This window comes from Acinetobacter sp. YH12041 (assembly GCF_013419975.1).
Classification (GTDB): domain Bacteria; phylum Pseudomonadota; class Gammaproteobacteria; order Pseudomonadales; family Moraxellaceae; genus Acinetobacter.
The window spans coordinates 83,538-97,531 of record NZ_VOZC01000008.1 but is presented as its reverse complement, the minus strand read 5'-3'; the positions used below and the strand labels follow the sequence as shown (position 1 = coordinate 97,531).

12 protein-coding genes are annotated in these 13,994 nt (G+C 44.3%); 9 read left to right on the top strand and 3 right to left on the bottom strand.

All coding sequences use genetic code 11. The features are described 5' to 3' along the window. Positions 1-5: 5 nt before the first annotated feature. Positions 6-1,523: an acetyl-CoA C-acetyltransferase gene (locus FTU00_RS08975; protein WP_180139428.1), complete on the bottom strand. Its 1,518-nt coding sequence runs from the start codon at positions 1,521-1,523 to the stop codon at positions 6-8. A gap of 240 nt (positions 1,524-1,763) precedes the next feature. Between FTU00_RS08975 and FTU00_RS08970 the strand changes: the two genes are divergently transcribed. The 5 genes from FTU00_RS08970 (at position 1,764) to dnaX (ending at position 8,408) form a co-directional block, all read left to right on the top strand. Next, the gene (locus FTU00_RS08970) at positions 1,764-3,155 is read left to right on the top strand and encodes a 3-oxoacyl-ACP reductase (RefSeq protein WP_180179568.1); all 1,392 of its coding nucleotides are present in this window, start codon (positions 1,764-1,766) and stop codon (positions 3,153-3,155) included. Positions 3,156-3,341: 186 nt separating this feature from the next. Further along, on the top strand, positions 3,342-4,196 hold the full coding sequence (locus FTU00_RS08965) for a MaoC/PaaZ C-terminal domain-containing protein (protein WP_180179567.1): 855 nt from the start codon (positions 3,342-3,344) through the stop codon (positions 4,194-4,196). A 59-nt stretch (positions 4,197-4,255) separates the two neighbouring features. Beyond that, positions 4,256-5,518, top strand: a complete 1,263-nt coding sequence (locus FTU00_RS08960; protein ID WP_180179566.1) for a serine hydrolase — start codon at positions 4,256-4,258, stop codon at positions 5,516-5,518. 83 nt (positions 5,519-5,601) lie between these two features. Then, entirely contained in the window at positions 5,602-6,045 is a 444-nt protein-coding gene (locus tag FTU00_RS08955; protein ID WP_180179565.1) for a copper resistance protein NlpE N-terminal domain-containing protein, read from the top strand. A 275-nt stretch (positions 6,046-6,320) separates the two neighbouring features. Next, on the top strand, positions 6,321-8,408 hold the full coding sequence (dnaX, locus tag FTU00_RS08950; protein ID WP_180179564.1) for a DNA polymerase III subunit gamma/tau: 2,088 nt from the start codon (positions 6,321-6,323) through the stop codon (positions 8,406-8,408). A 7-nt stretch (positions 8,409-8,415) separates the two neighbouring features. Here the strand turns inward: dnaX and FTU00_RS08945 are convergent, their stop codons facing one another. Both FTU00_RS08945 and FTU00_RS08940 read right to left on the bottom strand, forming a co-directional pair. Next, a complete protein-coding gene (locus FTU00_RS08945; RefSeq protein WP_180179563.1) occupies positions 8,416-8,850 on the bottom strand; it encodes a thioesterase family protein in 435 nt (144 codons plus the stop codon). 54 nt (positions 8,851-8,904) lie between these two features. Beyond that, positions 8,905-10,062: an iron-containing alcohol dehydrogenase gene (locus FTU00_RS08940; RefSeq protein WP_180179562.1), complete on the bottom strand. Its 1,158-nt coding sequence runs from the start codon at positions 10,060-10,062 to the stop codon at positions 8,905-8,907. A 118-nt stretch (positions 10,063-10,180) separates the two neighbouring features. Here FTU00_RS08940 and FTU00_RS08935 point away from each other — a divergent pair, with 118 nt between their 5' ends. From FTU00_RS08935 to FTU00_RS08920, 4 genes are read left to right on the top strand one after another with little or no spacing between them, the layout of a single operon-like run. Continuing rightward, positions 10,181-10,690 (top strand): low molecular weight protein-tyrosine-phosphatase, encoded by a 510-nt coding sequence (locus tag FTU00_RS08935; protein WP_004783908.1) that lies wholly within the window; start codon positions 10,181-10,183, stop codon positions 10,688-10,690. A 3-nt stretch (positions 10,691-10,693) separates the two neighbouring features. Further along, positions 10,694-11,731, top strand: coding sequence for a UDP-N-acetylmuramate dehydrogenase (gene murB / locus FTU00_RS08930; RefSeq protein WP_180179561.1), 1,038 nt, complete (start codon positions 10,694-10,696; stop codon positions 11,729-11,731). A gap of 5 nt (positions 11,732-11,736) precedes the next feature. Continuing rightward, positions 11,737-12,876: a YdcF family protein gene (locus FTU00_RS08925; RefSeq protein WP_180179560.1), complete on the top strand. Its 1,140-nt coding sequence runs from the start codon at positions 11,737-11,739 to the stop codon at positions 12,874-12,876. After that, positions 12,876-13,919, top strand: coding sequence for an alpha/beta hydrolase (locus FTU00_RS08920; protein ID WP_005236036.1), 1,044 nt, complete (start codon positions 12,876-12,878; stop codon positions 13,917-13,919). Before FTU00_RS08925 ends, FTU00_RS08920 begins: the two co-directional genes overlap by 1 nt. Positions 13,920-13,994: the final 75 nt, after the last annotated feature.

Sequence of the window (13,994 nt, the reverse complement as noted above, 5' to 3'; positions counted from 1 at the left end):
TTGGATTATTTTTCAATAATTGCTGTTACGCCTTGACCACCAGCTGCACAGATCGAAACCAGTACACGACCTGAACCTTTCTGGTTAATCAGTTTTGCTGCAGTTGCGATAATACGACCGCCAGTTGCTGCAAACGGGTGACCTGCAGCAAGAGAAGAACCTTTTACGTTCAGCTTGGCACGATCAATTGAACCTAGAGGAGCATCCAGACCTAAACGTTCTTTACAGAATTTTGGATCTTCCCAAGCTTTCAGCGTTGAAAGTACTTGCGATGCAAATGCTTCGTGAATTTCATAGTAGTCAAAATCTTGAAGTTTTAGACCAGCACGTTCCAGCATACGAGGAACTGCATAAGCAGGTGCCATCAACAAGCCTTCTTTCTTCTCTACGAAATCAACTGCAGCAGTTTCCTGGAAAGTCAGGTAAGCCAGTACTTCATGACCATTTGCTTTAGCCCATTCTTCAGAAGCCAATAGCACACAAGACGCACCATCAGTCAGTGGAGTAGAGTTACCCGCTGTCATGGTACGTGCATCGCCTTTACCAAAAGCAGGCTTTAGTTTCGCCAGTTTTTCAACTGAAGAATCTGGACGTAAGTTGTTGTCACGTTCAAGACCCAAGAATGGAGTCACCAGGTCATCAAAGAAACCTTCTTCATAGGCTGCTGCCATTTTCTGGTGTGAAGAAGCAGCTAACTCATCTTGCGCTTCACGGGAAATACCCCATTCCAGTGTAGTAATTGCCTGATGGTCACCCATAGACAGGCCAGTACGTGGCTCACCATTTTTTGGTGCGTCCATCAGGTCTTTCACATTGATTTTAGTCAGGGCTTTTAAACGGTCTTTCGCAGTTTTCGCAATGTTCAGCTCAAGTAATGCTTTACGCAAGCCATCACCGAAAGCGATGGGTGCATCAGAAGTCGTATCTACACCACCTGCGATCCCCACTTCGATTTGACCTAGAGCAATCTTGTTCGCGACCAGGAATGCCGCTTGAAGGCCAGTACCACATGCTTGCTGGATGTCATAAGCAGGTGTTTCCGGTGCAAGAGCAGTATTCAGTACACATTCACGCGTCATGTTGAAGTCGCGGCTGTGTTTCAGTACAGCACCTGCAACCACTTCACCTAAGCGTTGACCTTGAAGGTTAAAACGTTCAACCAGACCATTCAGGGCTGCTGTGAACATATCAGTATTGGATGCCGTAAAGTAAGCACCGTTAGAACGTGCAAATGGAATGCGGTTACCACCGATAATAGCAACGCGGCGAACTGTATTTTGGCTCATGTTTGGTTCCTGTTGAACAGAAGTCTGTGTTATAGATGTTGAATCTTGTTGGCTTGAAGTCGTTTTTTTAGTACGTGCAGATGTACTGCGTGTACGTGGGGTTTTAGCCGGACTTTTTTCTGCAGCATTGGCTGTATCAGGATTTTTAGTGCTACGCTTGCTACGCGTTGATGGTTTTGACACAGTTTCTGTCGCAGAGTTCTCGACTGCTGGATTATCTTGAGTTGTTTTGCTCATAAGGCTTTACCAGGCAAATAGATCGTCTTCTTGGCGGTTACATTAGCATAGAAGAAGATAGGCTGTATTGACTACAATGACATTACAGACTGCGCTTAGGTCAAGTCATCTGCCTATTATCTCAAGTATGATTGGGCGGAATCTGGTAGATCTATTGAAATATAAGTGTCTGGCATCATACTGAAGTTTAAGGATAACTTTAGATCAACCAAAAATTAATTTGTATGAGAGATAATAAACATGACTGATCAGTACCAAACTTTTGCAAAATCTCCTATTGGTAAATTTGTCATTAAAAATTTGGGTCTGCCATCCCCAACTTCTTTAGACCGTTTTGAGTCTGCTACACCAGTTGTCAAAGGTGCGGTATTGTTTGGAGCAGCACCGGCAAGTACCTTGACTGGTGCTATTGCTCAGGTTCTGGCAAATATTCATGCCAATAGTTATGCAGGTAACAATGCTGAACTGCAACAGGCTGCTGCATCGGCTGGACTGAATCTGGGCGCGTTTAATCCGGGCGATAAAGAATCAGAATTCAAAGTTGTCATTTTTGATGCTTCAGGAATCGAAAATTCAGAACAGTTAAAATCACTTTATGATTTCTTCAACCCGATTGCGCGTCAAATCCAAAGTTCTGGCCGTGTCGTGATTGTGGGGACTACGCCTGAAACTGCTAAATCAGTCAGTCAGTCAATTGCTCAACGCGCACTGGAAGGTTTTGTAAAATCTGTGGGTAAAGAGTTTAAAAAGGGTATTGCAGCGAACCTGATCTATGTAGATGCCGGTGCTGAAGCAAACCTTGAGTCTGCTTTACGTTTTGCAGTTTCTCCACGTTCTGCCTATGTTTCTGGTCAGGTGATCCGTGTTTCACCTGCTGAAAAAGTGGATGTGGACTGGACTAAACCATTAGCGGGTAAAACTGCTGTAGTGACCGGTGCGAGCCGTGGTATTGGTGAAGCGATTGCTCATGTATTGGCACGTGATGGCGCACATGTTATCTGTCTGGATGTTCCGCAGCAGCAAGCGGACCTTGACCGTGTAGCCGGTGAAATTGGCGGTTCAACTTTAGCCATCGATATTACTGCTGCAGATGCAGGTGAGAAAATCAAAGCGGCAGCAGCTGAGCAAGGCGGTCTGGACATTATTGTGCACAATGCCGGTATCACCCGTGACAAGACTTTGGCCAATATGAAGCCTGAGCTATGGGATCTGGTGATTAACATCAACCTGTCTGCCATTGAACGTGTAAATGACTATTTAATCTCCAACGATGGTCTAAATGCTAATGGTCGCATTATCTGTGTATCCTCAATTTCAGGTATTGCAGGTAACCTGGGTCAAACCAACTATGCAGCGTCTAAAGCGGGTGTGATTGGTGTGGTGAAATTTACAGCACCAACCTTAAAAAATGGTATAACCATTAATGCTGTTGCACCGGGCTTTATCGAAACACAAATGACGGCTGCGATTCCATTTGCAATCCGTGAAGCAGGCCGCCGTATGAACTCAATGAGCCAAGGTGGTCTACCTGTAGATGTTGCAGAAACAATTGCCATGTTTGCTTCTACGGCTTCAACAGGTTTAAATGGCAACGTGGTTCGTGTCTGTGGTCAAAGCCTATTAGGGGCTTAATGGAATCTCTCCCGACCTCTCTTAAAGAGAGGAGAAGCCCCCTTTTAAAGGGGAATTCAGGGAGATTAAAATTCTAAAGAGAAAATTCCAAGAATTCTCAAAACCTCTCCAGTGCTTCACATTCATACAATGATTGAAGTATGCTCAGGAGAGGTCACTTTAAGATAATATTTCCAAAGGTTCAGTATGAATACGCGCCATTTTAGTCAACTTCCAAAACCTTATTTAGCCTATCCAAAAGTGATTCAAGGCTTGATTTTTAAAAAGCCGAAAGCTGAAAAAGTTCTGCCGCAAGTTGAATATGTGGTGGATTCATTCAAGGTCGATCAGAAACATTTAAAAGCCTATAATGAAGTATGTGGCTTTAAAAATAATGGTTATATTCCAGCTATTTATTTGACCGTGCTGTCTCAAAGTCTGCAAATGCACATGATGACCTCGGAAGCATTTCCATTCCCGATTTTAGGACTGGTACATATCCGTAATCAGGTCAAGCAATACCGTAAAGTCGGTGTAAATGAGACTTTAACCTTGTCATGCAAATTTGGTGAATTACAGCCACATGACAAAGGCGTTCAGTTTGATTTTATTACCACAGTCAAAGTGGGCAATGAAGTCGTCGTTGAGGCATTAACGACTTATCTTTCACGTCAAAAGACTGATGCTAAAGCTGCTGCAAAATCAGCAGAAAGTAAAGCACCAGACTATAAGCTGAATACTGAATGGAAAATTTCAGAAAATACCGGCCGCCGTTATGCCATGACTTCAGGTGATTTTAATCTGATTCATATTCATGCTGTTACAGCGAAGGCTTTTGGTTTTAAGCAGGCGATTGCACATGGTATGTGGAGCAAAGCCAAAGCGCTGGCTAATCTGTCATTGCCGGATGCGTATGAAGCCGATGTCTGGTTCAAGCTACCGATGTACTTGCCTTCTAAAGTTGAGTTTCTAACGGCTCAAGCAGAGAATGATACAGATTTCCTGATCCGGAATAGCAAAAACCAGAAGCCGCATGTGACCGGCCATGTAAAAGCGATTTAAATCTAAATCAAAAGCCTAAACTCGATTTAGGCTTTTTTATTTTAAGGGATCAAAATTCTATGGATAGAATGATGCAGCCAATCAAAGATTATCTGTTTGCTGATCAGCATAATTATCAGGGCAATGTGGATGCGCGTTTTCGCGACCTTGCTCGTCAGTTTAGCCGCTTACAGGATGCACGTACTGATCAGGGTGGTGCGGCACTTGTTGTATATTTTCAGGGACAAAAAGTTGTCGATATCTATACCGGGAAGAAGTCTGTCACTGAAAAATGGCAGCCCGATACCATGTCACTATGCTATTCCACTGGCAAAGGTGTACTAGCGACTCTAGCGCATATTCTGGTTAGTAAAGGTTATCTGGACTATGACAGATCAGTTGCAGAATACTGGCCTGAATTTGCTCAGAAAGGTAAACGGTCGATTACTTTGGCACATATGCTGAGCCATCAAAGTGGTTTGTTTGATATCCGTAATATCATTGATGATGCCACTGAAATGGCTGACTGGTCACACATGCTGGAGCGGATCGCGGCAGCTGAACCACGTTTTCAGACCACGACTGATGCCGCTTATCAACCTTTGACTTTTGGCTGGCAGGTGGGGGGAGTACTGGAAAAGGCAACCGGTAAATCATTAGGCCAATTAATGCAGGAATATCTGGTTCAGCCTCTACAATTAAATGGTGCCTATTTTAGTGTGCCGCTGGATGAACTGCCTCGAGTTGCGCGACCGATCTTTAAAGCAAAATCTGCATCTCAATCTTCTAAAGGCAAAAGAGTAGTTACACGCAAACCCGGTTTAATGGAGCGTGCTCTGGTCTGGAGTGGTCAGAGTCCACAAGATTTTCAGGATGGCATGATTCCTAAAGGCATGAAGAATTTTAGCTTCTTTAGTGATGAGGGATTACAGGCGATTATTCCTTCAGCTAATGGCGTCTTTACTGCAGACAGTCTGGCAAAAATCTATGCGATGTTGGCCAATCACGGTGCTTGGCAAGGCCAGCAGTTGATTTCACCTCCAGTATTTCAGCGACTAAGCCAGGTGCAATATACCCGTCGTGATCGGGTGATGCCTGTGCCAATGCACTGGCGTCTGGGTTATCACCGTATATTGACCTTGGGTAAAGCCTCTACAGGTTTTGGTCATATGGGCTTTAACGGTTCTGGTGCCTGGTGTGATCCGGAACGCGGTTTAAGTTTTGCCTATACCCATAACTTCCCAACAGGTTCATTAACTGGAGATTACCGTCTTTGGGGGCTGACGCAGGAAACTTTGCGCTGTGCTGATGCGGTATTGACGGGAAGAAAAGGCTGGCGCTAACTGAATATCCTTGATTTGGGAGTTTAGTCAGTCATTTAAAATATGCTATTTTGTGGCAAATTCCAGTGCTGCGAAATGAAACCATGAAAAAAGTAATACTGATTCCCTTAGTGGCAACCGGTGCTTTATTCGGTTGTCAGGATCAAACCCAATCAGCTAAAAATACTATTGTTGAAGCCAAGGCACAGATTCCAGCATGGGCGGGAGAGTATCAGGGTACAACTCCTTGCATGGGCTGCTTGTCCCGTTGTGATGATTGTCCGGGCATGGCTGTCATGCTAACTCTGCACGAAGATCAAACTTATACTTTAGAACGTGAAAGCCTGAGTGGTCATAATGAGGTGCAAACCTTTAGTGGCCCGATTCGTTTCCAAGATGATTCTCATCAGAAAATTGAGCTGGTGAATGTAGCGACTCGTAATTTACTGTATGTTGATTTGGAAGAGCATGTGCTGGAAATCCGTGAAGACAAAAGCGGTAAACGCTACCAGATGCAGAGTGATTTTATTTTAGGGCGATTCGCTTAAACAGATTCAACCCAATCCTTTATCTTTGATCAGAAATTTTTATTTCTAAGATTGTATTAATCCGCTCAAATAGAGCGAAAATCAATAGATATTTTATTTTCCAAATATACTAAAAATATCCTGATATTTCAGTCAGGCATAAAAATGGAGCAAACAGCTTCGAGATAGTTGATTTAAATCAGATTGATAGGTCTATCTCTCCAGATCATAACTGATTAATTCATTCACTATTTTATAAAAAAACAGTATGCTTAGACCTGTAAAAAGGAGCATACATGTATCAAGTACTTGCGCGAAAATACCGTCCCCGCAATTTCAACGAATTGGTCGGTCAAAACCATGTTTCACGTGCCTTAACCAGCGCACTGGAGCGTGGCCGTTTGCACCATGCCTATTTGTTTACGGGAACGCGTGGTGTTGGTAAAACCACGATTGCACGTATTTTGGCGAAGTGCTTGAACTGTGAAACCGGTATTACTTCGACTCCTTGTGAGGTGTGTCCGACCTGTACCGCCGTCAATGAAGGCCGTTTCATTGACCTGATTGAGATCGATGCGGCATCACGTACCAAAGTTGAAGATACCCGTGAGCTGCTGGACAATGTCCCTTATGCGCCAACTCAGGGTCGTTTCAAGGTCTATCTGATCGATGAAGTACATATGCTGTCCACGCATTCTTTCAATGCTCTATTAAAGACACTGGAAGAACCACCGGAGCATGTCAAATTTCTGTTTGCAACCACAGATCCGCAAAAGCTGCCGATTACTGTTATTTCTCGCTGCCTGCAATTTACTTTGCGTCCATTGGCTGTTGATGAAATTACTGAACATCTGGGTAATATTCTCACCAAAGAAAGCATTCAGGCTGATCAGGATGCGATCTGGCAGATTGCCGAATCAGCACAGGGTTCGCTTCGTGATGCTTTGTCTTTAACGGATCAGGCGATTGCTTATGGTCAGGGTGCCATTCAACATCAGGATGTCAAAGACATGCTGGGCTTGATCGACCGAACCATCATTTACGATCTGATTCTGGCGATTCATCAGAATCAGAAAGCACGTGTTAGCGAATTATTATTGCAATTCCGTCAGCAGGCGCTGGATGTATCACTGGTATTAGATCAGCTGATTTCTACCCTGCATGAACTGGCTTTATTACAATATCTGCCGGATTTAAGCCTGAAATACAGTGCCGAGATCAATCAAAAGATCATGCAGTTATCGGCTTTGATTTCAGCACAAGATTTGCAACTGTATTATCAGATTGCCTGTAAAGGCCGGGCTGACCTACAGCTTGCGGTTACGCAAGAGCAAGGCTTTGAGATGACGGTGCTACGTTTGCTAGCCTTCCGTCCGTTACAGCCAAATGAAATTCCAGCCAATACAGTTCAGATATCACAAGCTGTAGCTGCATCAGCTCCACAGCAAAATCAGATAACGCAGCAGGAAAGTGCTCCGGTTGCTCAAGCTGCTGTAGAAGATTTTTCATTAGATGCTGGTTATGAAGACGATCAGGATAATCATCCAGTCACTGCACAGTCTGAACCATCTTCGAATGATTTTCTGGATGAAGACGAGCCAGAAACCAATTCTGAGCCTCAAGTCATACAAGCTGAATCAACTAGAGTAGAACAATCTGAGTCTGATCAGATTGTATTTGATCCAAACCTGGAAGATGGCCTGTTTGGTTTTGACGATGTTCCTGCAGAACCTGTTCCATCCAGCCCTGAAGCCAGCAGTGATGATTTTCTCTTAGAAGAATTCATTCCTGAAAATGATACTGCTGCACCAGTAGAACAAGAATCCGAGTTTAGTCTGGATGCTTTAGCTCCTGAATCAGAACAAGTGATTCATAAAGCAGATGAAAGCCAGCCAGAAATTTCTACTCAGACTGAGGTTGCATCTACTCAGATCGAAAATACAAATATTTCTACAGACCGTAATCTGATGCCTCAGGATATTCTGCAAATTCCGGTACAGGATATGCAGGGTGAATGGACGGTAGAAAAATGGGAATTCTGGTTCCGTAACAGCCAGTTATCCCCGGCAGTTCAGGAACTGGCTCAGTATGGCATCATGACTGGTCAGATTAATGCAGCATCGGTCTTTCATATTCCAGAGCGTTATCAGCCGCTTTTGTCGCAGTTACAACATCATCTGGAAGCAGCTTTGCAGGAACAATGGCCGCAGACCATTTTCCAGGTGAAGTTTGAAGATGTAGAGCAGTTAACGCCATATACCATGCAGCAAGAACGTAAAGTACGCGCTTTTAAACGCGCAGAAGAGCTGCTGCATGCTGAACCGGCTGTACGTGACTTGCTGGAACAGTTTGATGGTGAGTTGCACAATATTCAGCTGAAATAAAATAATTTTAGGCTGAGACAAAACGCGCTAAAGCATCCCGCATTTCAGCTGGAATCGGGGTGCTTTTTCGTGTGTAACGATCGACAAACACATGCACGAAACTGCCTTGAGCTGCTGCCGTATCAGAGTTCATTTTGAAGATTGCCAGATCATAGCTGAGAGAACTATTACCCATTTTTTCTATGGCGACACCTACCTCTATAATTTCCGGATAAGACAGCTCCTGATTGAACTGGCATTGCGAGCTGACCACCAGTCCAATCATTGGAGAATATTTGGGATCAAATGCGGCTTCCTGAATCAAGAGGGTATTCGCGGCCGTATCAAAATAGCTGTAATAAGTGACATTATTGACATGGCCATACAGGTCATTGTCTGCCCAACGAGTCTGTATCGGCAGAAAAAATGAATAATGTTCGCGTTGTTTAAGAGCTGCTTTCATATTTTTTAATAACTTGTAGTGGCTAGATCTGCTAAGTTGAAAATAATCTGAAACTTAATAAATCGCCTGATAGATGTTGTAAGCATCTTCCAGAGTAAGTTCACGTGGGTTGTTCTGTAACAGGCGGCTCTGTTTCATGGCATCTTCCGCCATGATCATCAGCATATGTTCAGGAATTCCTAACTGTTTGAGTTTCAGGGTTAAGCCACTTTTCACCAGATGATTATTAAAATGATCGATAAACAGGTCAGTCAGGCCATCATGGCAGCCTTTGCTTTGTGGATCTAACCAGCACATCAGTTCGGCATAGAGGGCTTTGGCATCCGGCGTATTAAATTTCATCACCTCAGTTAATACCAGTGCATTACTATGTCCATGTGAAATATGGAAATGCCCACCTAATGGATAAGCCAGTGCATGCACAGCCCCAACCGGTGCATTGGCAAAGGCCTGACCTGCCAGCATAGAACCAACCAGCATGTTTTGACGTGCGTCCAGATCCTGCCCATCGTCCAGCACACGTTGAAGATTGGCATTTAACAGTTTTAAGGCATGCTTGGCCAGCATATCGGAATAGGGATTTTTTTTGATTTTAGAAGTATAAGCTTCAATGGCATGGACCATGGCATCAATGCCGGTCGCAGCAGTAATTAAGGGCGGCAGATTCTGGGTAAAGGTTGCATCCAGAATGGCAGTATCTGCAAACAGGATCGGTGCCACAATTCCTGTTTTTGTAGTTTCACCTGTAGTGACAATTGAAATCGGAGTAACTTCAGATCCCGTACCTGCAGTGGTAGGAACCAAAATCAAGGGCAAACGGGGGGCAGTGGCCTGATTTACGCCATACAGATCAGACAAAGATTGGTGCTGTGACGGATGACTCAAGATTGCAATCAGCTTGGCGACATCCATAGAGCTGCCACCACCAAAGCCAATCACGATATCGACATTTTCCTGTTTGGCAAAATCTGCTGCTTCAAGCACTACATGCTCAGGTGGATCGGCCTGTACATCGGAATAAATTGCATAATCCAGTCCCGCATCTTCAATAATTTCCAGAATAGGCAGGTGTAATTGATGCTGTAGCATGCCTGGATCAGTGACCAGTAAAACACGCTGATAACGGCCCTGTTTGAGAATAGAGGATAATTCCTGAATCGTGCCGAGGCCGGCGATGATGTTGGGAACGGTTTGAAACTGAAATCGATTCATGTCTTTATCCTTTAATTTTTATCGCAAATACAAAATTATTATGGGGCGGTGATATAGGATTCATCAGGTAAATAACTTAACATAAGTATCTTGAAAATGATTAACTCTGAGGTTGTTTATGTCATCCAGAACGCCATATAAGGTGTTATGTGTTTGTTTGGGAAATATTTGTCGTTCTCCCACGGCAGAAGTGGTACTCAGACATTATTGTGATGAACAGAAACTCGATATTGTGGTCGACTCAGCAGGAACCAGTAATTACCATCCGGGGAAAGCACCTGATTTGCGTAGCCAGCAACATGCCTTAAAACGGGGTTATGATCTTTCTGGCCTGCGTGCGCGTCAACTCAAAACCCATGATTTTATTGATTATGATTTGATTCTAGCGATGGATCTGGAAAATCTGGCAGATATTCAGGCGCTCCAGCATCAGGCAGAGGCAGAATTCGGACGCCTGCGTGCCCAGGTTGCTTTAATGAGTGAACATGATCAGCACTATCCAAAACAGGCTTTGCCAGATCCATATTATGGCGGGGCAGATGGTTTTGAACGTGTCCTGAACCAATGTGAGTCCAGCAGTCGGGCCTGGGTAGAAATTTTTAAACAACATCAAACAGAAAAGGTTTAAGTCATGCAGATTCAGACTCAGGTTCAACTTAAACCTTTTAATACGCTAAATCTCGAAGCGATTGCCGCTTACTACAGCCGGATCCAATCAACTGATGATCTGATTGCTGCACTAGAGTTTGCTGAGCAGCAACAACTGAACGTACTGATTCTTTCTGGCGGTAGCAATATGTTATTGCCGGAACAGATTGATGCACTCGTCCTGCATATGAATATCCAGGGCATTGAAATGCTGGAAGGAAATGAGCAGCATCAATGTCTGCGGGTAGGTGGGGGCCAAGTTTGGCATGACTTCGTACTCTGGACGACAGAACAGAAACTCTATGGTTTGCAGAATCTGGCCCTGATTCCCGGACTGGTCGGCGCATCTCCAGTGCAGAATATTGGGGCATATGGTGTCGAGGTTGGCGAATTTATTCATGCGGTAGAGGTCTATGACCGTAAGCTGAAAAAATTTGATTCCATTCCTGCCTCAGACTGTCATTTTTCCTATCGTCATAGTATTTTTAAAGATGATCCAACACGTTATGTGATTACACACGTTACTTTTAAATTACTAAAACAGGCAAATCTGAAACTGAATTATGGTGATCTTAAAGCAGCGGTGGGTGATAATCTCACAGCAGAAAACTTACAGCAGCAGGTGATCCGGATTCGTCAGAGCAAACTGCCTGATCCTAAAGAATTTCCAAACGTGGGAAGTTTCTTTAAAAATCCTATCGTAAATCAACAGGTTTTTGACCGAATTGCTGTGCATTTTTCTAATTTGCCCCATTATCCGCAGGCCAATGATCAGGTTAAAATGGCGGCAGGCTGGCTGATTGATCAGGCAGGCTGGAAGGGGAAACAGCTTGGGTCAGTAGGCATGTTCCATAAACAGGCACTGGTTCTGGTGAACTATGGTCATGCTTCTTTGACGGATGTCCGTCAAGCCTATGGCGCAGTACAGCAGGCAGTCTGGGAAAAATTCAAGATTATGCTCGAACCTGAACCGGTATTATTTGATTGTAAAGGCTTAATTCGATCTCATCAGGATAAATAACGTATATGAAAAACACCCATTGGATGGTCCGTTTAGTACAAATCGTCGCAGGACTGTTTGTATTTTTCGGCTGTCTAGTGATGTTGATCTATTCGCCATTTTATTCGCAGCTTGTAGTTAAGGGACTCAACAGATTTGTGTCCTTTGAAATTAACGAAGTTGCAGCACAAAGCCAGAAAATGGCTTCCTTGAGTGAAGATGATACGCTCGAACCAGGTTCTGATCAGTGGATTGCCCGTCAGGCTTATTTGCGTGTGATGGAGCAGGATATCCAGAAAAATCATTCTGCCAATCTGATGCTGATTCAGGCACGCTACAAGGTACTGCAACAGATGATTGAAGAACATCAGCGTGAACAGCAGGAAGAAAAAGCAGAACAGAACCAGCCTGCACAAGTGCCTTTATTGTCCCAGCAAGAACCTGTGGAAGCCGTTGACCCGACTCAGAAGGTCCGCGAACTGCTGGAATGGGACAGTAATGAAAACAAGGAACGGATTGAACAATATGTTGAATTCTTAACGACTCATCCTCTGGAAGATGAAGAAGCGAGTGCCGTACAGGTCACAGCGAAAGAGGAAATCAAGGAAGATCTGGCTTTACTGCAGGAACAGCAGCAACAGAAACCGGTCAATCAGTCTAAACCTTATGCCATTGTGGTCTTAGGTGGTGGTTTAACTTTACATGAAAATGGTAAGGATATTGTGGTCAATGACTATACGCGTTTGCGTCTGGAAACCACACTCGCAGTTGAAAAACAGTATCAGTTACCGATCGTATTGAGTGGTGTGGAAGCGCCGTATATGCAGCGCTGGTTACAAAATTACAATGTCGATGCCAAATTGCTTGAAGACCGCAGCATGAATACCTGTGAAAATACCCGTTTCAGCTCGTTATTATTGCAAAAAAAAGGTGGGGCACCGACTGTGATTCTGATTACCGACCGTTATCATATGCCGCGTACCCGTCGTCTGTTTGCACTGAATGGTATTCAAACGATTCCAGTGGAAGCACCGATGCCGAAGTCCTTGACCCGTTGGCGTCCAAGTCGACAAAATTATGATCATAGTCGCCGTGCCAATTATGAAATGCTGGCCACTATCCGCGATATGTGGTTTGGCTCCAGTGACTGTCGGGAGGTGCCTTAATGTCTGATATTCCGTTTTTAAATCCGACCATCCTGAAACAGCTGGATTTACCTGTGCCAAGCAGGGAAACAACGCCACAGCTTTTACAGCCCTTAAACCTGAATAGGGATGACCAGCCGACTATTGATCTGCTGTCTTATCGCAGACTATATGGTTTCGATTTGCTGGATTGCAAGCATTGGCAGGGCTATGTACAGATGCCGCTGTTTAAACTGCATGTGCAAGTATTTACACCTAATCTAGAAAATACCCGTTTTGACAAGATTCAGGGAACGGCCTTTCTGTTACATGGATATCTGGAACATAGCGGAATTTATCAGCCGATCGTACGTGAGTTGCTGGAACAGGGCTTTAGTGTCCTGACCTATGATCTGCCGGGGCATGGTCTTAGCGATGGTTCATCTGCCAGTATCCAGAATTTTGATCATTACCAGCAGGTTCTGCATGCGGTATATCGTTATGTGAAGCATGCCGAGCAATTACCTAAACCTTGGGTTGGCATTGGACAAAGTACCGGTGGTGCGATCTGGATGCATCATTTGCTCGAATTTGCAGAACGACGCGAAAATCCGTTTGTAGATCGCGTGCTGTTATTGTCACCGTTGATTCGTCCAGCTAAAACTGCCTGGTGGCATAATCCGCTCGGTCTCGGCATTATTAGCCGGATCAAGCGTGAAGTACCGCGTCATTTCCGCCGTAATAACCATAATCCTGAATTTCTGCGTTTTATCCGACTTAAAGATCCTTTGCAACCCCGCATGATGGGCATGGACTGGATTCTGGCGATGTCACGCTGGATGCTGGAAATGGAAGCACGTCCAGCTTGCCGAATCCCTGTCTGGTTAGCTCAAGGTGCTCAGGATCAGACAGTGGACTGGCGTTATAATATTGAATTTATCCGTCGCAAGTTCCGCCTGCAAACTTTGTTAATGCTGGAAGAAGGTTCACATCAATTGATTAATGAACGCGCGGATATCCGTGCAGCACTCACAGGTTTAATTCCAGCCTTTTTACATGCGCATGGCAGTAAGACCTATTATTAGACTGTGACACTCTCAATTAAAAAAAGGCGTTTTAGTAAACGCCTTTTTCTTTTCTAACTCGATTAAATTTCACTT